This window comes from Luteolibacter sp. SL250, assembly GCF_026625605.1.
GTDB lineage: Bacteria > Verrucomicrobiota > Verrucomicrobiia > Verrucomicrobiales > Akkermansiaceae > Luteolibacter.
Genome location: NZ_CP113054.1, coordinates 4,325,866 through 4,350,860 on the forward strand (window position 1 = coordinate 4,325,866; position 24,995 = coordinate 4,350,860).

At 63.2% G+C, this 24,995-nt stretch carries 23 protein-coding genes; 7 read left to right on the forward strand and 16 right to left on the reverse strand.

Features of this window, described 5'->3' with window-relative positions; genetic code table 11:
* From OVA24_RS18685 to OVA24_RS18705, 5 genes are all read right to left on the reverse strand, one after another.
* Complete coding sequence (locus OVA24_RS18685) at positions 1–978, reverse strand: 3-oxoacyl-[acyl-carrier-protein] synthase III C-terminal domain-containing protein (RefSeq protein ID WP_267671639.1); 978 nt, start codon at positions 976–978, stop codon at positions 1–3.
* A gap of 8 nt (positions 979–986) precedes the next feature.
* On the reverse strand, positions 987–1,754 hold the full coding sequence (locus OVA24_RS18690) for a glutaminyl-peptide cyclotransferase (protein ID WP_267671640.1): 768 nt from the start codon (positions 1,752–1,754) through the stop codon (positions 987–989).
* Positions 1,755–1,771: 17 nt separating this feature from the next.
* Positions 1,772–3,133 (reverse strand): exodeoxyribonuclease VII large subunit, encoded by a 1,362-nt coding sequence (gene xseA, locus OVA24_RS18695; RefSeq protein WP_267671642.1) that lies wholly within the window; start codon positions 3,131–3,133, stop codon positions 1,772–1,774.
* Positions 3,134–3,191: 58 nt separating this feature from the next.
* A complete protein-coding gene (locus tag OVA24_RS18700) occupies positions 3,192–3,488 on the reverse strand; it encodes a hypothetical protein (protein ID WP_267671643.1) in 297 nt (98 codons plus the stop codon).
* Positions 3,489–3,557: 69 nt separating this feature from the next.
* Positions 3,558–4,574: a ThuA domain-containing protein gene (locus tag OVA24_RS18705; protein WP_267671644.1), complete on the reverse strand. Its 1,017-nt coding sequence runs from the start codon at positions 4,572–4,574 to the stop codon at positions 3,558–3,560.
* 216 nt (positions 4,575–4,790) lie between these two features.
* On the opposite strand from OVA24_RS18705, the gene OVA24_RS18710 reads away from it, so the two are divergent.
* The 3 genes from OVA24_RS18710 (at position 4,791) to OVA24_RS18720 (ending at position 7,921) form a co-directional block, all read left to right on the forward strand.
* Positions 4,791–6,206: a glycoside hydrolase family 10-like protein gene (locus OVA24_RS18710; RefSeq protein ID WP_267671645.1), complete on the forward strand. Its 1,416-nt coding sequence runs from the start codon at positions 4,791–4,793 to the stop codon at positions 6,204–6,206.
* A gap of 22 nt (positions 6,207–6,228) precedes the next feature.
* Complete coding sequence (locus OVA24_RS18715; RefSeq protein ID WP_267671646.1) at positions 6,229–6,636, forward strand: hypothetical protein; 408 nt, start codon at positions 6,229–6,231, stop codon at positions 6,634–6,636.
* A 106-nt stretch (positions 6,637–6,742) separates the two neighbouring features.
* Entirely contained in the window at positions 6,743–7,921 is a 1,179-nt protein-coding gene (locus OVA24_RS18720; RefSeq protein ID WP_267671647.1) for a DUF6607 family protein, read from the forward strand.
* A gap of 328 nt (positions 7,922–8,249) precedes the next feature.
* On the opposite strand, the gene OVA24_RS18725 is transcribed toward OVA24_RS18720, so the two are convergent.
* The 10 genes from OVA24_RS18725 to OVA24_RS18770 form a co-directional block, all read right to left on the reverse strand.
* A complete protein-coding gene (locus tag OVA24_RS18725; protein ID WP_267671648.1) occupies positions 8,250–8,498 on the reverse strand; it encodes a hypothetical protein in 249 nt (82 codons plus the stop codon).
* A 69-nt stretch (positions 8,499–8,567) separates the two neighbouring features.
* Positions 8,568–9,641, reverse strand: coding sequence for an SAM-dependent methyltransferase (locus OVA24_RS18730; protein ID WP_267671649.1), 1,074 nt, complete (start codon positions 9,639–9,641; stop codon positions 8,568–8,570).
* 52 nt (positions 9,642–9,693) lie between these two features.
* Positions 9,694–10,137 (reverse strand): hypothetical protein, encoded by a 444-nt coding sequence (locus OVA24_RS18735; RefSeq protein ID WP_267671650.1) that lies wholly within the window; start codon positions 10,135–10,137, stop codon positions 9,694–9,696.
* Between the two features lie 259 nt (positions 10,138–10,396).
* A complete protein-coding gene (locus OVA24_RS18740; protein WP_267671651.1) occupies positions 10,397–12,607 on the reverse strand; it encodes a glycoside hydrolase family 5 protein in 2,211 nt (736 codons plus the stop codon).
* Positions 12,608–12,785: 178 nt separating this feature from the next.
* A complete protein-coding gene (locus OVA24_RS18745; RefSeq protein WP_267671652.1) occupies positions 12,786–13,082 on the reverse strand; it encodes a PEP-CTERM sorting domain-containing protein in 297 nt (98 codons plus the stop codon).
* A 111-nt stretch (positions 13,083–13,193) separates the two neighbouring features.
* Positions 13,194–14,600 carry a DEAD/DEAH box helicase gene (locus OVA24_RS18750; RefSeq protein ID WP_267671653.1) on the reverse strand — a complete coding sequence of 469 codons (1,407 nt, stop codon included), beginning with the start codon at positions 14,598–14,600 and terminating at the stop codon, positions 13,194–13,196.
* A gap of 38 nt (positions 14,601–14,638) precedes the next feature.
* Positions 14,639–15,649, reverse strand: a complete 1,011-nt coding sequence (locus OVA24_RS18755) for a type II secretion system F family protein (RefSeq protein WP_267671654.1) — start codon at positions 15,647–15,649, stop codon at positions 14,639–14,641.
* Positions 15,650–15,910: 261 nt separating this feature from the next.
* Positions 15,911–17,515, reverse strand: coding sequence for an FAD-dependent oxidoreductase (locus OVA24_RS18760; RefSeq protein WP_267671655.1), 1,605 nt, complete (start codon positions 17,513–17,515; stop codon positions 15,911–15,913).
* A 63-nt stretch (positions 17,516–17,578) separates the two neighbouring features.
* A complete protein-coding gene (locus OVA24_RS18765) occupies positions 17,579–18,907 on the reverse strand; it encodes a discoidin domain-containing protein (RefSeq protein ID WP_267671656.1) in 1,329 nt (442 codons plus the stop codon).
* Positions 18,904–19,434, reverse strand: a complete 531-nt coding sequence (locus OVA24_RS18770; RefSeq protein ID WP_267671657.1) for a sigma-70 family RNA polymerase sigma factor — start codon at positions 19,432–19,434, stop codon at positions 18,904–18,906. The genes OVA24_RS18765 and OVA24_RS18770 overlap by 4 nt, the downstream gene beginning before the upstream one ends.
* Positions 19,435–19,558: 124 nt before the next feature.
* Between OVA24_RS18770 and OVA24_RS18775 the strand changes: the two genes are divergently transcribed.
* From OVA24_RS18775 to OVA24_RS18790, 4 genes are all read left to right on the forward strand, one after another.
* The gene (locus tag OVA24_RS18775; protein ID WP_267671658.1) at positions 19,559–21,343 is read left to right on the forward strand and encodes a GMC family oxidoreductase; all 1,785 of its coding nucleotides are present in this window, start codon (positions 19,559–19,561) and stop codon (positions 21,341–21,343) included.
* A 38-nt stretch (positions 21,344–21,381) separates the two neighbouring features.
* Positions 21,382–22,035 carry a gluconate 2-dehydrogenase subunit 3 family protein gene (locus tag OVA24_RS18780; RefSeq protein WP_267671659.1) on the forward strand — a complete coding sequence of 218 codons (654 nt, stop codon included), beginning with the start codon at positions 21,382–21,384 and terminating at the stop codon, positions 22,033–22,035.
* 111 nt (positions 22,036–22,146) lie between these two features.
* A complete protein-coding gene (locus OVA24_RS18785) occupies positions 22,147–22,635 on the forward strand; it encodes a hypothetical protein (protein WP_267671660.1) in 489 nt (162 codons plus the stop codon).
* A gap of 261 nt (positions 22,636–22,896) precedes the next feature.
* A complete protein-coding gene (locus OVA24_RS18790) occupies positions 22,897–23,637 on the forward strand; it encodes a hypothetical protein (RefSeq protein WP_267671661.1) in 741 nt (246 codons plus the stop codon).
* A gap of 73 nt (positions 23,638–23,710) precedes the next feature.
* On the opposite strand, the gene OVA24_RS18795 is transcribed toward OVA24_RS18790, so the two are convergent.
* A complete protein-coding gene (locus tag OVA24_RS18795) occupies positions 23,711–24,907 on the reverse strand; it encodes a hypothetical protein (protein ID WP_267671662.1) in 1,197 nt (398 codons plus the stop codon).
* Positions 24,908–24,995 lie beyond the last annotated feature (88 nt).

Below are 24,995 nucleotides of genomic sequence, written 5' to 3' on the forward strand. Positions count from 1 at the left end.
CTAGTAGATCATCACGGTTCCGCCGATGGTCACGCCCGCTCCGGACCCCAGCAGCAGGATCTTCGCACCGCGCTGGATGCGTCCACCCGCCAGTCCATGGTGCAGGGCCGTTGGCAATGAAGCACCCACCTGGTTCCCGTGGTCCGCGGAAATGTCCACCATCTTCCCCGCATCAATGCCCAGGGTGCGGATGATGTGTTTCAGCGCCAGTGGGCTGGCCTGGTGCGGCACCACCAGGTCGATCCCCTCCATGGTGACACCCGCCTCCGCGAGCAGCCGGTCCACGAATCCCGGCAGCTCCCTCGCCACCAGGGAATAGAGCGCCTTCGGAGTCATCTCGAAAAACGCGCCCGCCCCCGAGTCCGGCGTGCGGCGGTGGAAGCGCGAGCCGCCACTGGGGATGCGGCAGAAATCCACCCCATCGGACAGGGTGACGCTCCGTGTCGCCAGGATCGCCGAACTCTCCCCCGCCTGCGCGGGCCCCAGAAGGCAGGCCGCCGCGCCATCCCCGAACAGGCCGCCGACCTTCAGGTTCGTCCGGTCCGCGGTGAAGGTGGAGACGTCGGACGAAACGACCATCACCCGGCCGAAGCGCCCTACGGTGATGAGTGCGGAACAGACATCCAGCGCGGCGATGAACGACATGCAGCTCGCGCCGACGTCGAAGGTGGTCGTGCGCTTTCCGCCCAAACCCAGCTCCGCGTGGATCATCGCCGCATTGTAGGGCAGCGCCTGGTCCATGGTCGCGGAGGCCGCCACCAGCGCGTCCACATCATCCCAGCGGAGACCCGCGGCCTCCAGCGCGGCACGGCAGGCATCCGCCGCAAGCGACGCCGCGGTCTCCGTGGTGGAGATGTGGCGCGAACGGATGCCGGTCGCCTTGAAGCTGGCGCCATCACGCAGCCCCAGCGCGAGGTCGAGATCCCCATCCGTCAGGCGGCCCGGCGGCACCGCCGCCGCAGTGGACAGGATTTTCACCGGCCGGATCATGGCTTCAGCTTGATCTCGAACATGCGCGGCCAGAACTTGCCCGTCACCAGCAGGTGGCCGGTTTCCTCATCATACGCGATACCATTCAGCACTTCCGCCCGGTTGGGCGTGGGAAGCTGGGAACGCAGCGCGGAAAGGTCCAGCCACCCGGTGACCTGTCCGCTATCCGGATCGATCCGCGCGATGCGGTTGGTCATGTAGACGTTCGCGAAGACGGATCCCTTGATGTATTCCAGCTCGTTGAGGAGCTTCACCGGACGTCCCTGTTCCGTCACCGTGACGGTCTTCTTCACCGCCATGTCCTTCGGGTCGCGGAACTTCAGCGTGGCGCTGCCATCGCTCATGATGAGATGCTTTCCATCCGTGGTGAGACCCCAGCCCTCGCCGTCGAAGGTATGCGTGCGCAGCGTGCGGAAGCTCGCGGGATCCAGGACGAAGGCCGTCTTCTCCTTCCAAGTGAGGACCCACAGTTCCCCGTTCATCATCGTCAGCCCCTCACCGAATACCTCCGCAGGGAGGCTGCGGCGTTTCAGCACCGCGCCGGTCTTCCGGTCCACTTCGCGGACGGAGGATTTGGAATAATGGCCGGTGCTCTCCAGCAGCCTGCCGCCGGTGAGCTGGAGCCCCTGCGTGTACGCATCCACATCATGCGGCACCACGGACACGACCTCATAGGACAGGGTTTCCGCAACAACGTCCTTCTTTGCGCAGCCGGATAGCGCCAACACCAGCGCCGCCGCGCCCCATTTCAAAAGCGATCTCATCTCGGACATTCGGAAATTCATTTCTCCACGCGGCTGGCCACCTCACCATCCGCGAACTTCGTTCTCAGCACATCACCCGGCGCCAGCTCTTTCGCGGAGCGGACCACCTTGCCTTTTTCATCGAGCGTGATGGAAAAGCCACGCTGGAATGCGGACTCAGGCCCCAGCGCCCGCAGCAGGCCGCGCAGGACATCCAGCCGCCGCGAATGGTGCGCGACACCGTCCCCGCCCAGCCGCTCCAGCCTCGCGCGCAGCATCTCCAGCTTTTCCTGCCGCCGTTCCAGCACCTTCGCCGGATGGATCGTGCGGTGGGTGTTCTTCGCCTCCGTGTAGCGCATGGCCGCGGTTCTCAGGCCCTGCAGCGCCGCCGACCGCAACCGCGTCCGCAGCCCGTCCAGCCGCATGACCGGCTCACGCAGCAGGCTCTCTCCATCGCGCCGCAGCGCGCCGCGTTTCAGCCCCGCCAGGAACCGCTCCGCGGAAAGCAGGCGCTCCGCCGTGATCCTCGAAAGTCGCCGCCGCGCCTGCGCCAGCTTCATTGCCAGCTCCGCGCCATCCGGCACAGCCAGCTCCGCCGCCGCGCTGGGCGTGGGCGCACGCAGGTCCGCCACGAAGTCCGCGATGGTGAAGTCAATCTCATGCCCCACCGCGGAGATGACCGGCAGCGGGCACGCCGCAATGGCACGGGCAACCACCTCCTCGTTGAAATTCCACAGGTCCTCCAGCGAACCACCACCCCGCCCGACGATGAGCACGTCGCAGCGCGGGTAGCCGTATTTCTCCGGCTCGCCCATTTTCCGGATCGCCTCCGCGATCTCGCGCTCCGCTCCGCGCCCCTGCACCCGCACCGGGAACAGAACCGGCTGCACCCACGGCGCGCGCCGTTCCAGCACGTTCAGGATGTCACGGATCGCCGCGCCCGTGTCCGAGGTGACGATCCCCACCACACGGGGGAATTTCGGGATCGGTTTTTTCCGTGCGGCGTCGAACAGACCTTCCTCCGCCAGCTTGCGCTTCAGCGCCTCGAACCGCGCCTGGAGGTCACCCGCCCCGGACTTTTCGACTTTCTGGACGATGATCTGGAGCGTGCCACGCGCCTCATAGACGGTGGCTTCCGCAAAGGCGCGGATCTTCACCCCGTCCTCCATCACCTCCGCGCCCGGCTTCCGCCTGGCCCCGAACATGGCGCACTGGATCTGCGCCCCGTCATCCTTCAGGGAGAAATACCAGTGCCCGCTCGCCTGTTTCTTGAGGTTCGAGATCTCCCCCTCCACCCACACCTCGCCGACGCCGCTCTCCAGCACGTTCTTCATCCGCCGCAGCAACTGCGTGACGGAAAGCGCCTTCGGTTCAGGACGGGGTTTGGAGAACAGATCCACGGCCGGAAGGATGCCTCCGCGAAAGGAAATATCCAGCGGGGAAAATCCCCGCGCGTCCCTACCGCTGCATCCACGATCCGTCCTCGTCGCGGAACCACAGTTCCACGTCATCGTCCGGGTTGGAGCCGTCGCGGGACTTGCGGATCCTGACGTCGCCCTTCAGGCGGTCCACATGCCAGACTTCCCCGTCTTCCTTGCCGCCACGGGCATCGGCGATCTGCTGCACCGTGGCCACCGACAGCTTCGACCGGCGGTTGACGTGGATCTCATCCGTTTCATCAGAGACAGTGATGGGATGCCTCAGGGAGCATCCGGTGAGGAAAAGCAGGGCCAGCAAACCGGGGAGGAACTTCACCCCCCCGCCATAGCACCTCCTGTTAGGAAAGCAACCACCGCCCGCAACTCCGGACCGTGACCCGGCAGATCATTTCAGATCCGCGGCTTTCACGCCTTTCTTGAATCCGTCGAAGGAATATTTGGTCGGGGTGAATCCGCCGACGATGGCGACATCCGCCTTCTCCGGCACGGTCTCACCGAGGCCCCAGAGGACGGAGTTCACGACCAGGCGGCGGAGCCCCTCGTTCACCAGGTCGCTGGCGGAACCCATGGTGGTGGTCACGACCTTGTTGGTGGTGCCCGCCCCGTTCTTCACCTCGCGGCTCCAGGCGACCGGCATGGCCGGATCATTGATGGGCTGTTTCTGCTTGTCCGTGGCGCGGGCCTTCTCGCCCTCCAGCGCCTTCGCGTCCTTTTCCATGCTCTCCAGCACCAGACCGCGGAGGAGGATGGTGGCGTCCTGCGGCGGATAGGCTTCATAAACATCGGTGTCACCGAAGACATCGGACACGCCGTTGAGCAGCGGGTTTTTCTCCGCCCCCGGCTCGACCACACCACGGGTGGCCTGCTTGCCGTGGGAACCCCAGTGGGTCACCCAGGTTTCACCGAGCACTTTCTTTCCGAAACCACCCTGGTTGTTCCATGACCACGACGTCCACGGACTCTCCTTCGGGAAATTGAAGGCATGCGTGCTGGTGCGCAGCGCGACGATGCCCACGCCACGGTTCACCGCCCCCTCGAATTTCTTCATCGCATCATCCGGCCAGTGGCGGAAGCGCAGGCCGAGCACGACGGCGTCCGCGGAGTCCAGGGCCTCCGGCTTGCCGAGCGAGCCACCCGCATTCGGGTCGATCACGCCGTCGCCGCTGTAGGAGAACAGGACCGTCGCCTTGATGCCATGGCGCTCGCTCAGGATCTTCGCCAGCATGGGCAGGGATTCCTCCGAGCGGTATTCCTCATCACCGGCGAGCAGCACGACTTCCTTGCCCTTTTTGACATCGCCCTTCGGCTCATAGGTGATCCAGCCGGGGCCGGACTCGGCATGAAGGATGGAAAGCGTGGCCAGCGAGAGGAAAGCGGTCGTGGAGAGGAGGTTCATCTTCATGATCTTGGGGTATCCCTACCACCCCGCCGCAAGCAATCTTTCGGTCGTCCGGCCCCGCGCGCGGCAATAACCGTGGGTTCACCGGAACGCCATGTGGGAACCCGTCCACATTGCGGATGAATCCAACATTTTTCCCGCGATGATGAAGCGGACCGAACCGTGCGGGTGGAGCCACCGCAGCTTGCCCCGCGGGACGAATGGGGCCATACTCGGCCCATGTTCCGTCTGGCAGCTTTCCTTTTCCTCACATTCGCCTCCCTTTCCCCCGCCCAGAACTACGCACCGGTGGATGTGAAGCCACCGCCCTTTCCCCGCGAATTCCGCGCGGCATGGATCGCCACCGTCCACAACATCGACTGGCCCAGCACCAAGGGCATGTCCGCCGGCGCCCAGCAGGCGGAGATGCGGAGCATGCTCGACCGCCTGGCCGGCATGAAGATCAACGCCGTCATCTTCCAGGTGCGGCCCCAATGCGACGCCCTCTACCACTCCAGCATCGAGCCGTGGTCCTCCTTCCTCACCGGAAAGATGGGGGCGAACCCCGGCTACGATCCGCTGGCTTTCACCATCCGCGAGGCCCATGCGAGGGGCATCGAGGTGCATGCGTGGTTCAACCCTTTCCGCGCGCTGAGCAGCACCTCGCAGGCGGTTTCCGGCAACCACGTGACCCGCTCCGCGCCGCACATCACCAAAAAGTTCGGATCGATGGTGTGGTGTGATCCGGCGCTTCCGGAAACACGGGCCCGCGCGCTCAACGTGATCATGGACGTGGTGCGGCGCTACGACATCGACGGCGTCCACCTGGACGACTATTTCTATCCCTATCCATCGGGAGGATTGAGGTTCCCCGACGGGAAGTCCCCGGCGGAGCGCCGCAGCTACGTGGATGGGTTTGTTAACAACCTTTACTCGGCGGTGAAGCGGCAGAAGCCGTGGGTGCGGGTGGGCATCAGCCCGTTCGGCATCTGGCGGCCCGGCGTGCCGGAAGGCATCGAGGCGGGCATCGACTCCTATGAGCAGCTCGCGGGTGATTCCCGGAAGTGGCTGAAGAACGGCTGGGTGGACTACCTGGCCCCACAGCTCTACTGGCGTGAACAGCCGCGCAAGCAGAGCTTCTCCCACCTGCTTTCATGGTGGCGGCAGCAGGGCAGCCGCCCGGTCTGGCCGGGCATCGCCACCTCGCGCATCAACTCCTCGGAAGATCCCGGCCGCCCCGCGTCGGAGATCACCAACCAGATCGACACCAGCCGCCGCATCGGCAGGAACTGGAACGGCCACATCCACTGGAGCGCGAAGTCGCTGGTGAAAAACCAGGGCGGCATCGCCACCCGGCTCTCCGGGACCTACACCCAGTCTGCCGCCGTGCCGCCGATGCCATGGGTCAACAACAAGCTGCCCCCGGCTCCGGGCGTGGCCTCCTCCGTGAGTGGAAAAGGGACGTTCATCCGCTGGGTGCCGGGGGATGGCACGGCGAGGGTGCTGGTGCAGACCCGCAGTGGTGGTCAGTGGCGCGTGGTGGGCATCTTCCCGGCCGGCCACCAGGGCATCACCACCCAGCGGGCGGATGTCGTCGCCGTCACCGCGCTGGACCGATACGGAAATGCCAGCGCGCCGAAGGTGCTGGGACTGTGACTTGATTCACGCCGCCCTCTCCATGAATCCCGCCAACCCCTACGCCACCCCGGCTTCCGCCGCCGCCGTCGAGCCGGCGTCGGTTTCCGCCCTTGGCGAACTGGTGAAAGGCTGGGAGAAGCGGCGGCTTCTTTACAACGGCGTCATGCTCCTGCCCGGCATCGGCGTGCTGGCCGTCGGCGTCGCAAGGGAATTCGCACCATGGCCGACTCTGACCGCCGCCGGACTCATGTGCGGTCTGGCTGCGAACGCCGGTTTTTTCGGCGGTCCGCTGGCGGAGCTCTATCTGCGCGCGCTCCTTTTCAAAGGCAATCCGCAGCCATGGCTGCGGACCGCACTCTTCATCGCGGGGTGCCTTCTGTCTTTCGTCATCATGGGCATCTTCCTGATCGGCATCCTGGTGGAGCCGCTGGTGCTTGCCCCGCAATGAGGCGCCACCGTCCCCGCCAGGGCAACCCACCGCCATTTTCCGGCAAGATCCCGTCACTGAATCCCGTTGAGATACGGTGCCCGTGCGCTAATCTGGAACCCTGCCCATGAAACCTCTCCCGATCCTCCTCTCCACCCTGCTGGTGCTCCAAGGCGCCGCCCATGCGGAAAAAGCCCCTGAAAAGGAAACCACCGCCAAGGAGAAGGCGGAAGAGGCCGCCACCGACGAAGCCGCGACCAAGGTGCCCAAAGAGGAGAAATCCACCGGCCATGTCTTCGCGTGGCCGTTCATGGAGTGGAAGGAAATGATCCCGCGCGGCGGCACGTCCAAGGGCGCGGACGTCACCCTCGCCCCCGGAGCGAAGGATGCGTGGAAAAAACTCAACGAGCCGGGCCTCGCCAAATTCGAGCAGGACCGCCGCGCCATCCTCGCCATGGCGGGCAGCTATCGTGTCGGCTTCGACTTCATCGAATCGCTCGGTTTCAAAGAGGAGTTCAAGCCCATGCGTCCGTATTTCTCCTGGGCCACGGAGCACGTGATGGTGCTGGAGGACAAGGGCGGGTTCATCAGCCTCCAGCACGCGCTGGTGATGTATTTCAAAGACAAGGACGGCAAGGAACAGGGACCGCACGTGATGAAGCACTGGCGGCAGGACTGGACCTGGCAGGACAAGGAACTGCATGAGTTCACCGGCAACAAGACGTGGAAAAAAGCCGCCGCCACCCGCCCGGAAGGCCGCTGGTCACAGGCGGTCTACCAGGTGGATGACTCCCCCCGCTATGAGGTGATGGGCGGCTGGACGCACGACGGCGTGCTCCACAGTTGGCAGAGCGACAACTGCCCGCGTCCCCTGCCCCGCCGCGAACACTCCGTGCGGAAGGACTACAACGTGCTGGAGGGCTTCCACGAAATCACCATCACCCCGAACGGCTGGGTGCACCTCCAGAACAACCGCAAGCTGCAGGTGGACCCGGACGGCAAACGCACCTACCTGGGCGCGGAACTGGGTGTGAACCGCTACGAGGAGATCACCAAACCGGAACTGGCCTCCGCCTTCGACAAATACTGGGAGAAGACCGCCAACTACTGGAAGGACGTGCGGGAAACCTGGACGAAGACCATGGCCGACCGCGCCACCTTCACCCTCCGCGACGAGGACGACGACGGAGGCAAGCTCTACGCCGAACACTTCGAATACGCGGGAGAGCTGGAGAAGTCCGGCAAAAACGACCCCGCCGCGAACCTCAGGCACGCCAAGGAAACGATCTCGAAATTCCTTGAGTAAGGAGGGTGGACACTCTTGTCCACCGGCGGCATTGGCGAATCATCAAAAGATTCGCTGCGAAGGTCGCAAAGAATCGGCGGAAGGTCCTCCCCCCCCTTCTCCCCGCAGTCTTTCTTCCATTTCCATGAAACGAGAAGCGGGGGCCTCTCCTCATTGATAACCCGCTTCTGCCCCCTACGACAATCGCCCGATGCTGAGAAGGGCTGATTTCCGCCTAGAATCCCTTTGCTATGGGTTCCGGTTGCAGCCGGAGGACAGGAGTGTCCTCCCTCCTTACGGAAAAACCCGGAGGATGGACTCCTCCGGGTTTTCCTTCGATCAGGAAAGATCAGTGGTGATAGTGGCCGCGGTAGCGCGGACGGTAGTAGCCGCGGTCGTAGTGGTGATGGTGATGGCGGTCGCTCCTCTTGTTGGCGACGGCGTATCCAAGCACCCCTGCAGCCACGACACCGGCGGTGGCGGCGGCTGGGTCGACGGACTGCACAGGGCGTCCGTAGGCGTCATAGGTCGTCATGCACGAAGTGGTGGCGATGACGGCGGTGAGAACCGCGACGGTTTTGAGAATGATTGATTTCATGGCCTTTCAGTAGGGTTACATCATCTATGACGGAAGTTCGCACGGATTATTCAACGTGCTGTAAAAAAATCACGCATTCGCCCTGCGGAAGAACAGGGTGAATTCCTGCCTGTTATAAGTGAGATGGGTGCAGGCCACCGGGGTCAGCCCTGCTTCCGCCGCATCTTTCAGGACCGCGCGGTGGAGTTCGTTGATCGCGGCGGCGGATTCCACGGCGGTCGTTTTCAGGGTGAAAACGATGAGTCCCCCGGGCTTCAGGAAAACGGACAGACGGGCGACCTGGTGGAAGGCATCGCGCGGCTTGCCATTCATGTCGGACAAGATGGCATCATAGGAAGCGCCTTTCTCCGGAACGAAAGTGGCGACGTCCCCGCGGAGGAACCGCAGGTTCCTGGCATCCGCCAGACGGGCATCCAGAACCGCGCGGTCCACCGCGGTCACATGGAAGCCGCGTTTCAACAGTTCCGAGGTCATCCCCCCGGGGCTGGCACCCAGCTCCAGCCACCGCCCACCCGCCGGGAGTTCCGGCAGATGGAGGCGCAGGTAGTGCAGCGCCTCCGCGATCTTCGCACCGGCACGGCTGATGGTGTCCTCCGCATTCTGGGAGATGTACTTCGTTCCACCGGGATGGAAGCCGTTCGCCGCCTTCGGCGGGATCACACCGCAGAACAGCCCTTCTTTTCCGACGAGACAGAAGAGGCTCCCACGGCCCGAATGCTGTTCCTCCGCGGAACCCACCTCCATCGATGGAAAAACCTGGAGCGTCCGCCCGCGCAGGTTCGATGCCAGCGTCTTGTAGTAGCGGCCGGATGCGCTCGGGTCGAGCTGGCCCATCAGAACCGCCTGCGGTTTCCGGTCCCCGAATTTTTTCAAAAGTCCCTGCGCGGCCTTCTCCACGAAGCCGGTCATTTTCTCAGGATTGCATGGCCAACTGTGCTCGACCGGCAGATACCATCTGACGAACTTCCCGTAGTCGGAACCCCGGATGTCCGCCCGCCCCGCATTCACGAGGAAATACTCCGACCCCAGGCGCTTGATGGAGCGGACATCCAAGCCTTCAAGGATCTCCGGAACGAGATCCGCGAAGACCTCCGGAATACGGAGGAGCAGGGGTGCCGGTGGCGCGACTTCTTGGGAATGCATCAGACCCCCACTGATAGGAAGGACCGCAGCCAAGTCGATCCTTTTACCGCGCTCAAGCCACGGCGGCGGGCACGGAAGCAACCGCAGTGCGGGAGTTCACCTCCAGCCAGCGCTCCGCTTCATCCCGCGAGGAGAAGATGCGGCAGCGGTCGCTCACACGCGCCCAATGGGAAAGCATCCGCACCAGCGAGAATGCGGCGGCATCCTTCACGGCGAAAGCATGCCAGCCCACCGGGCGGGATTTTCCGGACCGCATGATGAGGGCGTAGCGCAGCACTTCATCACTGCTCAGCTCCAGATCCGCACCGCTCAGGTCCACCAGGCGGTTGTTCGACTCCTGGCACTCCGGGTCCTCCGCCATGACGGAGGCCAGACCCCTGAGGTCGTCCAGGCCCACCTTTCCCGTATATTCCTCGATGTGCATGTTCCTTTCGGACTCGATGCGATAGTGGCAGGAAGCGTGGGGGGAAACGCAGGAAGTCAGGAGTGATTTCATAGGTCTCGGCGGTTCAGACACCCTCGCCCGCGCACTCGTTCAATCATGGCGTCAAATTTTACAAAAATCCGAAATAATGAGAATTATTCAATAAACGGTTAATTTTCCTTAAATATAAGGGCATTTGGAGACCCCATCCCTGCCACCTAGAGGGCAAATGCAAAACGCACCGGAATCTGATTAAATTCCGGTGCGGATCACGCCACTGCCTCGGTGGGAAATGGGAGGAACGTGGCAGCCTCGTTCCTCCCTCCGTTACTCAGCGTGTGCGCTTCAGTTCGAATTGCTTGCCGGCGAGGGCCTCCTTGGCCATCGCACCCCATGGGGTCGGGGTGTATTTCCAGTCGGAAATCATGACCGGGGAGGCGCCGGGGTGGAAGCACCAGCCGGTCCAGTTCAGCTTGTGCTTCTGGATGAAGCCGAGCATGTCGGGCACCCAGGTTTCCGGAGCCTCCTGGGCTTCCTTGGGGATGAAGTTGAGCTTCTTGGTGTCAGCGCCGGTCTCACCGATGAGGATCGGGTGCTTCATCGCCGCAGCGAGCATCAGTTTCTCCCAGTCCTTGTGCCAGTTGTAGATGTGCCAGCCGTAGATGATGCCGTTGCCACCGCGGTCATCCAGGGCGTAGCCCTCGGTGATGCCGCGCAGGTCGCTGGACCATGTGAGGCCGCCCACGACGACGAGGTTCTTCGCGCCGGTGCTGCGGACGGCGTCCAACAGCGCCTGCATGCCCACGGACTCGAAGCCCTGGTTCTTCTTCTTCTCCTCCTCGGAAAGGAAGGCGGATTCATCCGTGATCTTGCCCTGGTTGGCGACGAAGCCACCATCCCGCCACGTTTTCCAGTCGATGCCGTAGGGCTCGTTGAACAGGTCGAAGATCACCGCCGGATGGTTTTTGTAGCGCTCCGCGGCATCCTTCCAGAAGTCCGCGTGCTCCTGCTTCGGCGCGCGGAAGCGGTGCAGGTCCAGCACCAGGTAGCCACCACGGTTCGCGGTCAGTGTGATGATCTGGTCGATGCGCTCGCGGTATTCCTTTCCGCCGTCCTTCTGCATCGGGCTGCGGCCGAACCAGAACATCTCGTTCATGGGCAGGCGGAGGCAGTTGGCCTTCCACTCGTCGAGTGCGACCACGGTGCTTTTCAGCACCTGCTTGTCATGGGGCAGGGTTTCCAGACCACCGGGGTTCACACCCTGGAGCCACACTTCCTTTCCGGACGGGTCATGCAGGCGGTTGCCCACCACCTTGAGCGGCAGCGGCCATTTGTCCTTCTTCGGTTCTTCGAAATCGACGTGGCGCATACGTTCCGCCTCCTCATTCGCACGCTGCTGGGCGTAAAGGATCTCGGGATCGGTCGGCTTGAGGACCATGTCATCGATGTCAAAGGTTCCGGTCGTGACCTGGAATAGTGACGGCATCATGACGAGGGTGACTGCCCCCTCCGGCACCAGAAAGCTCTTGTTGCGCTCCACCCACCCCTCGGTGTCCTTCTGGGTGAACGCCGGCGACGCGACGCCCAGTTTCTTTCCACCGGCGTCATGCCAGTCCATCATGATCCGCGCGTCGAACCACGGCATCTTGCCCTTCTTCAGGCCGGTGATGCGCTGTTTCCAGGAAAGCTCCAGCGCCTTCACGCCCGCAGGCACATCCACGGTGCGGTAGAGGGACACCATCTTGTCCGGAGCGGGGGATTTCAGCGTGGCGTAGCGGTTCGCCCCTTCCTGGCCCCACGTCTTGTCGCCCTTCAGCACACCCCAGCCCTCCGGGCCGCCCGACTTGCCCTTCGACTCCGTCTGGAAGTCTCCGTTGGTGATGAGGTTGCCCGTGGCGGCCAGCACCTCCGCGGCCTTCGCCTGGCGCTTCGCGGCGGTCTCGGCGGCCTTGCGGGCTTTTTCCTCGTCCTTCGCTTTCTTCTCTTCCTCGAGCGGCTTGGGGTCGGTCTTTTCGATGGAGATGTTGTCCAGGTCGAACGTACCAGCCTCCGCCTGGAACAGGGCCGGCATGAACTTCAGATACACCGCACCTTCCGGGACGAGAAAGGAGACGCTTTTCTCCACCCAGCCGTCGGTATCACGGTTGGTGGCGGGCGCGGGAGGTGTGCCTGCCACCTTGAGGCGCTCCGCATTGGAAAATTCCATCATGATCCGCGCGTCGAACCACTTCTGCTTGCCTACCTTCAGACCGCTCACCCGCTGCTTCCATTTCAGCTCCAGGGCACGGGTCCCTTCCGGGATCTTGTATTCCTGGTAGATCATCACGTTGGTCCCCGGTGCGGGGCTGGCGAGACGGAGGAAACGGTTCGCGTCTTCCTTCCCCCAGGAGCCGCCCGCATTCGGCTTCGCCCAATCCGCCGGCCAATCCCCCTCACCTGATTTTTCAAAATCCCCGTTCGTCACGAGGTTGGCGCCGCAGGTGAGCGTCCCGAGCAGGACGGTCGCGGCGAAAACGGGCAGGAATCCAAATGGGTTCTTCATAACTTGGAAGCGGTTCTGAGGGTGCGGATCGGGCACCTTCCGGCCAAACGTGCCGATCTCCATATCGCTTGGCAACAACCCGATTGGGTAGTGCAACCTACCCGGCTTTCCTCAGAAAGGCCATCCATGATCTGAAAAACCGGGCGTTCCGGCCGCTCCCCTCCCTTGATCCCCCTCCTCAACCGCGACGGCGCAGCAGGAGGATGGCCCCGAGGATTCCCAGCAACCCCGCCAGGCCGGGTTCCGGCACCACCGCCACGGACACCTCCCTCACATTCACCCCGACATCACCGCCCGGACCGGCGGGGACCTTCCCACCGTCATGGAATTCCACGAACGCAGGCTGCGCGGTGATCGCATGATAGCCACCAGCCGGGGAGTCCAGGCGGGTATTGGTCGGAACGTCATCCCGCGCCTGCAACGCAAGCGGGGTGACACATGCCGCGGCAAGCAGCAGGGCGAGTGGGTATTTCATAACCGGGGGAAGTTACTGCCGACGTGACTAACCCATCTCCAGGACCGAAGCAATTCCCAAATTGATCAGGGAAGCCGGACAGACCGCCCGGATTGATGATCCACCGGGGGCTCAGGACTTTTTCCTACGGAACTTCGCGAAGGGTTCGTCGCCCGGCTTTCTTTCCGGAGCCGCTGGATCCACATGGGGCTTGCGGGGTGAGGTTGTCTTCGAGAAATCAGGCTTGGCCTTCGGTGGGCCGGGCTTGGCCTCCTTGCGGAACTTGCCGGGACCACTCTGGCCGGGCTTCGCGGCGGCGGCCTTCTTCGCCTCCATGTCGCGGGTGCGCTTCCGCCAGTCGCGCTTCGCGGGCTTTTCACCGGCGGCGGGCGGCTGGGAGCGGGCGTTGTAGTTGAAGTTTTTCAACCGCTTCCGCGGAAGCTTCATGCCGATGGCCATCTCCAGGATATGGAGGAGGTTGAGATCCCCCGGCGGCACGAAGCTGATGGCCTCCCCCGTCATCTCCGCCCGCCCCGTCCGGCCGATGCGGTGGATGTAGTCCTCCGGGTTCACCGGGAAATCATGGTTCACCACATGGGTCACGCCCTCGATGTCGATGCCCCGTCCGACGATGTCCGTCGCCACCAGCACGCGGACCTTTCCGTCCTTGAAGTCCTGGAGCGCCTTGATGCGCTGCTCCTGGGAGCGGCTGGAGTGGAGCTTCGCCACCTGGACGCTCCCCTTCTGCAGCAGGTCGAAAACGCGGTTCGCGCCGTCCTTCATCCGGGTGAAGACCAGCACCCTGGTGAAGCCGGGCTGCTCCAGCAGTTCCAGCAGCATCGGTCCCTTCAGGTGATTCGGCACCTCATAGATGGACTGCCTGACGGTATCAGCCGGGTTCGACTGGTCGCCGATGCGGACCATCTTCGGGTGGTGCTGGAACCTCCGGGAAAGCCCCTCGATCTCCCTGGGGAAGGTGGCGGAAAACATGAGCGTCTGCCTTCGTGGCGGCAGGTTGGAGACGATGGTCTCGATATCCTTGAGGAACCCCATGTCGAGCATGCGGTCCGCCTCATCCAGCACCAGGGTCTCGAGTTCGGAAAAATGCAGGTGCAGCTCCTTCGCCAGGTGCATCAGGCGTCCGGGCGTTGCGATGACGATGTGGACCCCTCTCCGCAGCGCCCTGAGCTGGACCTCCTCCTCCACCCCGCCGTAGATGGCTGCGGCGCGGATGGGCAGGTGCTCGCTGAAGGTGCGGATGTTCGCGTGGATCTGCAGGGCCAGCTCCCGGGTCGGGGCGAGGATCAGCGCCTTCGTCCCGCGGAGCTGCCCGTCCACATGCAGCAGCCGGTAGCGGTTGAGCATGGGCAGCAGGAAGGCGGCGGTCTTTCCCGTGCCTGTCTGGGCGATGGCGGTGAGGTCATCCCCCCGCATCACATGCGGGATGGCGGCGGCCTGGATGGGGGTGGGCCGGGTATAGCCCGCCTTCCGGATGCCGCGGAGGATTTCCGCATCGAGACCAAATTCGCCGAACGCCATGGCCGGAGCATAGGCGGCTGGGGGAGGAGCACCAGCTTTCACTCCGCGGACGGGTCCGACCCGTAGTCCTCGATGTGGTCGAGCATGTTGTAGTAGCTGAGGAAGAAGCTGATGATCTTCCACGCGACGAAGATCAGGATGAGGGTGTAGAGCACCCTGGGGATGGTGGCTGCGGCCACCTCCACGCGGTGGACGGCATCCTCCTGGTAGTATTTCGCCCAGCGGGCGAGATCATGGTCCAGCCCGCCGGCCTCCTCCGCCGTCTCATACGAACGGGCGAACGCGGACGGAAAGGCGTCATGCCGGGCGAACACGGGGCCGAGCGGTCCGCCCGTCTCCGCCGTGATGAGGAGCTCCCTGCCCGCCTCCCGCAGGACGCCGCTCTGCGTGGCGTCCAGCGAGATGGAAACCGTCTCGCTCATGGAAAGTCCGGCCAGCAGCCCGGTGTGATAGACGCGGGCGAAGCGCGCCATCGCCATCGCCCGCCGGGCCGCGCCGACGGTGGGGATGCGGTTGATGAGGGAATCCACCGCCGCATTTCCGGGGGCCGCAGCCAAAGCCATACGCACCAGCACCCACGCGACGAACAGCCCGCCATACAGCAAGCCCAGTGCGACGGCACCGGACACCAGGATCTCCCCCCAGCCCTTTCCGGCGATCAGTCCGAAGGGAACCACCGCGAGGAACACGCCCATGTGGATGAGCACCAGCGGCTGGATCATGGCCTTTGCCGCCTGCCTGCGCGTCCGCGCCAGCATCTCAAAATAGTCCGCCAGATGGCGGAAAGACTGAGCCATGCGCCCGCCACGCTCCCCTGCACCGATGATGCTGCGCTCCAGGTCCGTCACCCCGGTGCTGGCGGAGAACGCGTCCGAGATGGATTTCCCCGCTGCGATGGAAGCCTCCACCCCGGTCAGCAACGCCGCCTGGCCGCCCGGTGGATTCGTCCTGAGAATGGTGGCGATGGCCTGGCGGATGCCGAACCCGGCCTCCAGCAGCTTCGCCAGCTCAAGGTGGAGGAGGTGCTTCTGCGCGGGGTTGCTGCTCATGGGTTGCGGAAACGTACGCCACCACCGCCCATGAAACAAGCAGGGTCATCGCGACCTCATTTTTCCAACCGCGAATGAACGGGAATGAACCCATGCCTTAACGGAGCGCGGACTTCAGTCCGCTTGGCTTCGCAAAGAGCGGATTCTCCGGGGCGGACCGAAGTCCGCGCTCCAATCAACCTGCGATGATAGCTCGATCCCATCACAACATTCGCGTCCATTTGCGTCCATTCGCGGTTATGAAAAGCAGAAGCCCGCTGCTTATTTCGCCTTCTTCTCCTCCTTCGGCTTCGGTGGCGGGGGGATCAGGATCTGGCCGTCCGCGAGCAGGCGGTCGCGCAGTTTCGGATAGGGCAGCTTCTGGAGGGAGCATCCTTCGTCGATTGCCAATGCGGCGGCGGTTCCGGCGGACTGGCCGGTGATCATCAGCACCGGCTCCATCCGCAGCGTGCTCAGCCCGATGTGGGAGGCGGAGACACAGAAGATGACCGACAGGTTCGTGCACTCCGACTCCTTCGGCGTGATGGCGCGGTAGGAAAGCGGCAGCGGGCGGGCGACATCCTCGTAGGTCTGCCCTTCGTTCTGGACCTTGCCATCCACCACCACGCGGGCGGTGTTGTGCGAGTCCATCTGGTAGGAAGCGATGGCGATGCCGTCCTCCGCGACCACCTCGCCGCGCCCGTGGTGCTGGGTCATCACATAGTCGGAAACCATCCGCCGCGCCTCCCGCACATAGAGCTGGTGCGGCCAGCCGCCGGTGCCGGTGAACTCATCCTTCGGCAGCCCCCACACCTTCACCTTCTCCCGGATGGCGGCGGGCACCTGCTCGTCGTTCGCCAGGAAATACATCAGCCCCTGCTGGTAGATTACATGGTCCTGGAAGATCTTTTCCCGCTCCGCGTGGCCCGCCTCCGGCCACCGATGGTTCATGCCGATGTTGTCCGTGGAATAGGCACCGTTGAACATATGGTGGTTGTTGTTGTCCCCCTGGTGCAGGCGGGTGTGGTCGCAGCCCGCCGCGATATAACGAACGAGCAGGGCATAGCGGCCCGGGTCATAGCCCGCGGGCTTCGGCCACGGGATGGCATTTTCCGCAGGCTCCAGCCACATGCGGAAATTGTAAGCCTGCATGAGCTTGTCCCCTTCCCCCACCTTTCCGGGAGGCCCGTCCGTGATGCCCGGCAGAAGGCCGCTGGAAGGATCCCCGGGTTTCACGTAGGGATCGACCGGTTTGTCGAAGTTGTCCTTCGGCCCGTAGATCACGCCGTTGATGGTTTCGCCATACTGCGAGTTGCTCTCGCGGCCAACGGTGTAGGAAACCCCCGCCGCCGCCATCAGATCGCCCTCATAGGTCGCGTCGATGAACTGCTTCGCCCGGATGCGGGTTCCGCTCTCGATGACGATCTCCGTGATGCGGCTCCCATCCTTTTCCGCCGACTTCAGCGGATGCTCGAAAAGCACCTTCACTCCGGCTTCCTTGAGCAGGGCCAGGTAGGCGTTCTCCGCCTCGGACGGGCGGAAGTTCCGGCGCTTGCCCATCCGCTTGTAGAACTCATTCGCCAGCCCGCCGGTGATCGCGGGGCCGCCGCCGTCCGTATGGCTGAGGCCACCGGCGGTCATGCCGCCCACATGACGGCCCAGCTCCACAAGCACGGCCTTCTTCCCCATCCGCGCGGCCTGCACGGCCGCAGTGACCCCGCCGGACGTGCCTCCATAGACACAGACATCCACCTCGATGACTTCCTTGGAATCCATCCTGGCCGGAGGATAGTAGTAGCGGAGATCGGCAGGCTTTTGAGCCTGCTGGGCGTGGAGCGCGCCCGCCAATGACACGGCGAGCAGAAGGGAATGGCGGATGGATTTCATGGATCTTCGGTTTCGTGGTTCCGGAGTATTACCGCCCGGCCCGCCGATCTTACCGAAAATCCATCAAGGGACGAAAATCATGACCTCGTTCAACCCGCCACTATGCAAGCCGTAGTGACGGTGGGAGGGCTGGCGGTCCTTGCTGCGATAGTGGCTGATGCCCTGGATCATGACGTAGCGCGCACGCACCGGAGCGAACGAAATGGTCTCGAACGGAAAGTCCACACCAGGTGACGGTTCATCCTCCACGCGCCGCATTTCACCCCGGTGAACTTCGTGGAAAACCTGACCGTCCTCCGAGACGCGGATGACGAACTCCTTCATGCCACGGTCCCCGTTCCTGCGGTTGCGCGTGTTCTGCAACACCACCCTGCCGATGGTTTCCGGCTGGAGGAGGTCGATGGTGGCCTCCCCGGTTTCGCCATCCGGCGCGAGCCAGAAAGACCAATCACCCGGTGAACCGGTGTCATTCAGCCGGCCATCGGTCAGGTTGTCGGGAGGAAAGACACTGCCACCGGCCTTCGACAAATAAGCAGGCGTGGTGACCGGCTTTCCGAGTGCGAGGTTTCCGGAAAAGTCCCTCCTGACCACCGGGGCGGGCAGACGCCGGGCGACGTCGCCGAGATCAACCGGATAGTCGCCGACGGTGGTGACCAGCCGCGTGCCGTCGGTTTCCTTCAGGATGGCGGCGGCATCCCCGGCCAGCATCCGGCGGCGCGCACCATGGTCAGAGGGAACCTCGATCTCGCCATGGAAAACCTCCGTCATCACCACCGCTCCCAGCGAACCGGTGCCGACGGATACGCCGAACTCCGTCCCCAGATCCGTCAGCCTGCCGCCGGGGGTATCGAGATGGAACGCGAACCCGGCGGGCTTTTTGTCCGGAGCCTTCACCGACGCGCGGCCATGGCCGAACTCCAGCGAGGAAAGATCCTTCACCCTGAAGCGGCAGGGGCCCTCCACGGTGACACGGACCCCACTGCGGAAAGAGATCTCCGCGAACCCGCGCCGTAGTTCCAGAGGCACGCCCATCAGTTCGCCCGCGGGTTCTGTCCCGCCCCACTGCGCGTCGTTCGTCCCGGACAACACGGCAACCGGTACCCCGGTCCGTGGAAACGCAATCCATCCGGCGATGGCAACACAAGCCGCGGCGGCAAGGGCAACGGGCCACAGCGGACGGCTCACGGGCTTGCTTTCCCGGACCGGAAGCGGCGGCGCGTGGCGGATGAGCGCGGCATGGATGCGCACGCTGGAGCGGTAGTGGTCCCGCGCCTGGCGCGAGGCGGCAAGGATCTCCCCCAGCTCACCCCGCTCCGCGTCCGGCAGCGTTCCGTCCAGCAGATCCGCGATCAGCCGGTCGAGACGTGGGGCATCATAGTCCGGAATGTTCATGGCGTGCCGCGGTTGAGTTTTCCGTTCACACAACTTTCCAGCATCTGGCGGATCCGGTGGAGCTGCACGGACAATGCTCCCGGAGTGAGGTTCTTCTCCTGCGCCATCCCGGCGACAGAACTTCCGGAGTGGTAGCGGTTCAGGATAAGATCGCGCTTCTCCTCCGGCAGTTCCTCCAGACAGTCGCGCAGCGCATGGTTCATGGCATCGGTCGATTCGAGATCCGGCTCGTCCTCGGTGGCGAGCAGCTCGACCAGTTCCGGCTGGAAAACGCAGCGGTCGCGGGCGGCATCCCTGCGCGCGGCGAGAACCTGGAAATGCGCGATGCGGCAGGCCCAGGCCATGAACGGCCTGCCCGCGTCGTATTCCCCCGCCTTCCTCCAGATGACCAGGTTCGTCTCCTGCAGGACGTCGTCCGCCAGGGAACGGTCCGGCAGCAGCGACAGGATGTAGGAGTACAGCGCGAGCTGGTGCCGCGTGATGAGCGAGATGACCGTTTCCTCCGGAGTCTGTGGGGTTTCCGCCATGGATTCTCCTTTCTTACCGCATCCGCCGGGAATCTTACCGGAAATCTTTCGGGGAGTGGGGACACGAATTTCCTCATTTCCATCCCGCCACCGCCCGCTAGCCTGAAAGGCAATCCCGTAACCCATGGCTATTCTCACCGACCGCAAAACGTCCCGCGATTACGATGTCCTCATTGTCGGCTCCGGCGCGGGCGGAGGCATGATGGCCCTGCAACTGGCCCTGGAAGGCTTCAAGGTCCTGATGCTGGAGGCAGGCCGGAACTACGATCCCGTGACGGAAACCCCGATGTTCAACACGCCGGAACAGGCCCCGCTGCGCGGAAAGGGAACGCCGGACCGGCCGTTCGGCCACTACGACGCGACGGTGGGCGGCGGCTGGCAGGTGCCGGGAGAACCCTACTCCGACAAGCCGGGCACGGAGGCGGAGTTCTGGTGGTGGCGGCCCCGCATGCTGGGCGGCCGGACGAACCACTGGGGCCGCATTTCCCTCCGCTTCGGACCCTACGATTTCAAACCGAAGTCCCGCGATGGCCTGGGCTACGATTGGCCGATCTCCTACGAGGATCTCGCGCCCTACTACGACAAGACGGAACTCATCGTCGGCATCTACGGTACCAACACGGGGATGGAAAACATTCCGGACTCCCCGGCGGGCATCCTCCAACCGCCGCCGAAGCCCCGCCACGGCGACCTGCTGGCGAAAAAGGGCGGGCGCAAGGCGGGCGTGCCCGTGGTCCCCATCCACCGCGCCGTACTGAGCGAGGCGCTCGACGGCCCGGCCCGTGCGAAGCGCATGTTCCCGAACAACCCGCTGGCGCAGAAAATCGTCGGCGCGGACATGTCGATGCGCGCGCCGTGCTTCTGGGCCACGCCCTGCGTCCGCGGCTGCTCCATCCGTGCGAACTTCCAGAGCACCACCGTCCTCATCCCACCCGCCCTCGCCACGGGCAACCTGGACATCATCACGGATGCGATGGTCCGCGAGGTGCTGGTCGATTCCTCCGGCAAGGCAACCGGCGTCCACTACATCGACAAGCCGACGCGCAAGGACGCGGTGGCCAAGGCGAAGGTCGTCATCATTTCCGCCAGCACCTGCGAGACGGCGCGCATTTTGCTGAACTCGAAGTCCGAACTTTTCCCCAACGGCATCGCCAACTCCAGCGGGCAGGTTGGCAGGAACCTGACGGACACCGTGGGCACCAATCTGGGCGCGCAGATCCCGGCCATGGAAAGCATCCCTCCCTACAGCGAGGACGGCGCGGGCGGGAACCACGTCTATAGCCCGTGGTGGCTCTACGGGGAGCATGAGAAGCTCGGCTTCGCCCGCGGCTACCACATCGAGATCGGCGGTGGCCGGAGCATGCCGGACATGGGTTCCTTCGGCACCCTGGATGCGAAGGCACCCGGCGTGTATGGAAAGAAACTGCACGACGAGGCCCGCCGCTACTACGGCTCCCACATCGGCTTCGCCGGTCGCGGAGAGATGATCCCGAACAAGGATTGCTACATGGAACTGGACCCGAACCGCGTGGACCAGTGGGGCATCCCCATCCCGCGATTCCACTGGAAATGGTCCGACCACGAGATCAACCAGGCCACCCACATGCAGAACACCTTCGCCGAGATCATCGACGCCATGGGCGGAAAGGCGAACCCGCAGCCGGGCAAGATCGCCTTGAAAAAACCGGGCGAGATCATCCATGAGGCGGGCACCTGCATGATGGGCGCGGACGCGAAAAGCTCCGTCGTCAACTCCTTCGGCCAGACCTGGGATGTGAAGAACCTCTTCTGCATGGACGGCTCCATCCTCCCGTCCAACCCGGACAAGAACCTCACCCTGTCCGTCATGGCGCTGGCGTGGAGATCCTCCGAATACCTCACCCAGGAAATGAAGCGCGGAAACATCTGACCTCTTCCTGATCACCGATCACTCCACACTTTCCCACCATGTCTTCCCAGATTTCCCGCCGCGATGTCTTCCGCCTCTTCGCCGCTGCAACCGCCGCAGGCGCGATGATGCCGAAGGAAGCGAAGGCCCAGGCCCCGCTGCCGCTCACCCGCAACGTGAAGGACGCCCTCACCGACCCGGACTACTCCCAGAAGGTCATCCCCTGGGAAAAGCCGCTGACGGAGGCGGAGCTGGCCACCCTCGCCATCCTCTGCGACATCATCCTGCCCGGTGATGGAGCGGACCTGCCCATGCCATCCGCCATCGGCGTGCCGGACTTCCTCAACGAATGGGTCGGCGCTCCTTACAAGGACACGCTCGATGACTTCGAGAACCTGCGCGGCGGCCTCGCCTGGCTCCACAGCCACAGCAACGCGCTGCACGGAAAGCGCTTCGACGATCTCACGGAGGCCCAGCAGACCGGCATCCTCGACACCATCTGCGATCCGGCGAAAGCCGCTCCCGCACTGGCTCCGGGCGTGCGTTTCTTCCGCCGCCTGCGAATGCTGACCCTCGGCGGTTACTACACTCACAGTAGCACGTGGAAAAGCCTCGGCTACGTCGGCAACGTCCCCATCGCCGGACCCTACCCCGGCGTGCCGGACGAGGTCATCAAGCTGCTGGGGCTGGAGGACGTGACCGACGGGTGGTGAGTCCAGCGAGTAGCGAATCTCGTGAGAGATTCGGCTGGGAGGACGCCATCCATTCCCTGATGCCCACCAAAACGCGACCCTCCAAATCACCACCCCTCATCCCACGAATCAATGGACTCAACTCCAGATCCTCTAATCAGGACACGTTACAAAGGCCCCCTTGCCAAAGGAACGTCCTATCCATCCGGAGCGGAACTGCTTTCCAGCAAATTATCCGGAGTGCCTCAATACAATGAACTTGAGATCGGATTTTACGGAGAGAAGAGCCAAAAATTCCTCATGAATCAGGATGATTTTCCGATTTTGCGGATCGAATATCAGAGGGTTCAGGCGAGCTATTCAACGTCCAACTGCGATTCGGCACAGAGTCGTCTCGAACCGAATTGGCGGATCACGGTTTACCCCATTGTCAGCATCAATCGAAAAAAGTTCCGTGATTATCTGGATGCAAGTGGATGGAATTTGATTCGTACTTGGTTGATTGACGCATGGCGTAACAACGGACGCCTCGGCAAAGCCAGCCTGATCATTTCAGCATGTCAGAACACGAATGAATTCAAACACGTGACTGAGATGGCCATATCGCCAGCCAAATCATAACCAATCAGATGCAGGTATTCGCGGATGGCATCCCGGTGCACGCGGCGAATCCCGTGAGAGATTCGGCGGGGAGGACGCCATCAGTCGCACGACGACACAGCGGATGGATGCCGTCCATTCCCGGATGAAGCTGGAAAGGCGGATGCCATTCACCCCGCCGAAAGTCTCACGACTTCCGCTACCAGAATTGACGAATCCACGCCGCTACCCTTGAAAATCCCCTGAATAGCGGAACCACCTGCCGCGTCTGATCACGTTGCCATGAAAACCGTCGCACGCATGCTCCTCACCGCCAGCCTGCTCCAGCCGGTCCTCCTCGCGCAGACGTCCACGGCACCAGACACCCCGCCCCGACCAAATCCGGTCCCCGGAGCGGCCGTCCAACAGTTAAAGGTGCTGCAACCGGGCACGGCCCTGCCGATCCGGCTGGTGCTGGACGAAGCGCCGAAGTTCTCCACCTTCACCGCCGCGGATCTGAAGTTCCTCCTGCCCCAACCACAGCAGGACCTGCGTTGGTCGAAGTCCTTGGAAAGCGCCGGCCCGCTTGCCCTCACGTTTGCCTCGAAGGACAAGGCAGCGCCTCCCGTCTCCGTCACCCAGTTCAGCATCAGCTTCCGGGCTGTGGATCTCACGCCCCGCGGCGAGTATTATCCGGAGGCACACCCCGTGGGGCCGGAGACCCCGGTCAAGGGTGCCTACATCAATGGTTCCCTGCCCGGCGGCGAAGTGCCCGCACTGCTGGCCTATTTCAAGATTCCATCCGAACGCGCGGAAATCTGGATCAAGAATGAATTCTGGAAGGACGGCGGTCCGCTGAAGCTCACCGGGGAAGTCCCCGGCGGCAGGGTCACCCTCACCCTGGGAGGAAACCCCCAGGACGAGACGAGGAACTGGGTGCAGATCCAGATCAAATGGCTGGAGGACCCCTCTCCCAACAGCATCCCCCCAGGCGATCCCGAAAGGGCGCCGCGCCCAAGGGTCGTGCCGCCCTCGGGACAATAGGAATCACCCAAGGGCATCTGACATCCAGCATAGCTTCAGACGCCATCCATCATGACACAGGAACCGGATGCCATCATGGCATCCTGACCGCATCGAGGAGAAGATCGATCTTTTCCGGGGGTATCTCCCACTTCGTCATCATGCTCTTCAGGTAATCCGTCTGCTTCAGTCCCCGCAGGCGGGAAATGATCGCTATTTTTTCCTCCGTCGGCAGGTCCGCCAATACTTCGAAGTTCCGTGGTGTGGTGGAAGCGGTGGCTTGGATTGCTTCATAACGAAGTTCATTTGCCGTGGCCGTATCGGTCACTCCGTTGATGACGCTCACCAGACTTCCCGGACTGTTGATGATTCCGGACATTTCCAGAAATGCCCTTCTTCCCGCCGGGGCCAGGGATGAGATTTTCCGCCCTACCCATTCATTCGTCGCGGTGGCCCCCCATCGATCCACCAACCGCTCCGTGAGGTCATGGAACTGGAACCGACGGCCATCACCCACCATTGAGGATATGTATGAAAACGCGGCATCGGGATCCTTCACCGCCCATTGGCTCAATGGACTGCTCAGTTCATAGGGCCACTCACCCTGTCCATTTTTCGCACTCTCCGCCAGACCGTCCAACATCGCGGCATAGTCGAAACCGTCCGGATAAACCACATTCACGCCCGTGATTCCATTCGTTTCGTTACGGGGAATCCGCCGTTGCAGATCCAGCAACGCCTGAGGTCCGTTGGCCACCGCTTCGCCACAAAGTTTGGTGATGAGGGCCAGGATCTTTCCTTCGGCGAGCGTATGGGTCACCTTCTCCTGTTCGGCGTAGATACCAAAGGCCCTGTGGGGATCACCATCAGCAAGGGCCGCGGCGATGTAGGTCAACCCCACTTCCCTTTGCTGGGGATGGCGGAGCCCTCTGGCCCATGAAAGGGCCGCCTCCGGATCATCAAGCGCCCACTCACCAATCAGAGCCTCCAATTTCGCCCGGTCGGCGGCTGACAGATCCCCCCATACCCCGGTCATCACCCCGTTGATCACCACCCGCAATTCTCCAGGCGGAATCTCGCCTGCAACTTGAGTCGGCCCGGCTCCATCCAGCCGGTCCATCCACCTGGCCACCAACTTTTCGGTTTCATCGATGTCTTCCCTCCGCCGGTCTCTCGATGGGCTGCCGGCATTTGCGATGCTATTCGGAGCATTGCTTTCATCAACCATCAGTGAATGTGTGCCCCATCCTGCGAGATAGCTGAAAGCACAGCCCGCCAGAACGATGGCCACGGATCGTGAATTCATTCGGGTCATCCTACCAGCGTTCGCCATCGTGGCAAGAATCCGCCCCCAAATGTCTGTCGCACTCCGCTCCAGC

Bases quoted from the DNA above. Each gene is read 5' to 3' on its own strand.
- OVA24_RS18690 (WP_267671640.1), bottom strand. From the start codon at position 1,754: ATGAGATCGCTTTTGAAATGGGGCGCGGCGGCGCTGGTGTTGGCGCTA.
- OVA24_RS18705 (WP_267671644.1), bottom strand. From the start codon at position 4,574: ATGAAGATGAACCTCCTCTCCACGACCGCTTTCCTCTCGCTGGCCACG.
- OVA24_RS18710 (WP_267671645.1), top strand. From the start codon at position 4,791: ATGTTCCGTCTGGCAGCTTTCCTTTTCCTCACATTCGCCTCCCTTTCC.
- OVA24_RS18715 (WP_267671646.1), top strand. From the start codon at position 6,229: ATGAATCCCGCCAACCCCTACGCCACCCCGGCTTCCGCCGCCGCCGTC.
- OVA24_RS18720 (WP_267671647.1), top strand. From the start codon at position 6,743: ATGAAACCTCTCCCGATCCTCCTCTCCACCCTGCTGGTGCTCCAAGGC.
- OVA24_RS18725 (WP_267671648.1), bottom strand. From the start codon at position 8,498: ATGAAATCAATCATTCTCAAAACCGTCGCGGTTCTCACCGCCGTCATC.
- OVA24_RS18730 (WP_267671649.1), bottom strand. From the start codon at position 9,641: ATGCATTCCCAAGAAGTCGCGCCACCGGCACCCCTGCTCCTCCGTATT.
- OVA24_RS18735 (WP_267671650.1), bottom strand. From the start codon at position 10,137: ATGAAATCACTCCTGACTTCCTGCGTTTCCCCCCACGCTTCCTGCCAC.
- OVA24_RS18740 (WP_267671651.1), bottom strand. From the start codon at position 12,607: ATGAAGAACCCATTTGGATTCCTGCCCGTTTTCGCCGCGACCGTCCTG.
- OVA24_RS18745 (WP_267671652.1), bottom strand. From the start codon at position 13,082: ATGAAATACCCACTCGCCCTGCTGCTTGCCGCGGCATGTGTCACCCCG.
- OVA24_RS18750 (WP_267671653.1), bottom strand. From the start codon at position 14,600: ATGGCGTTCGGCGAATTTGGTCTCGATGCGGAAATCCTCCGCGGCATC.
- OVA24_RS18755 (WP_267671654.1), bottom strand. From the start codon at position 15,649: ATGAGCAGCAACCCCGCGCAGAAGCACCTCCTCCACCTTGAGCTGGCG.
- OVA24_RS18760 (WP_267671655.1), bottom strand. From the start codon at position 17,515: ATGAAATCCATCCGCCATTCCCTTCTGCTCGCCGTGTCATTGGCGGGC.
- OVA24_RS18765 (WP_267671656.1), bottom strand. From the start codon at position 18,907: ATGAACATTCCGGACTATGATGCCCCACGTCTCGACCGGCTGATCGCG.
- OVA24_RS18770 (WP_267671657.1), bottom strand. From the start codon at position 19,434: ATGGCGGAAACCCCACAGACTCCGGAGGAAACGGTCATCTCGCTCATC.
- OVA24_RS18775 (WP_267671658.1), top strand. From the start codon at position 19,559: ATGGCTATTCTCACCGACCGCAAAACGTCCCGCGATTACGATGTCCTC.
- OVA24_RS18780 (WP_267671659.1), top strand. From the start codon at position 21,382: ATGTCTTCCCAGATTTCCCGCCGCGATGTCTTCCGCCTCTTCGCCGCT.
- OVA24_RS18785 (WP_267671660.1), top strand. From the start codon at position 22,147: ATGGACTCAACTCCAGATCCTCTAATCAGGACACGTTACAAAGGCCCC.
- OVA24_RS18790 (WP_267671661.1), top strand. From the start codon at position 22,897: ATGAAAACCGTCGCACGCATGCTCCTCACCGCCAGCCTGCTCCAGCCG.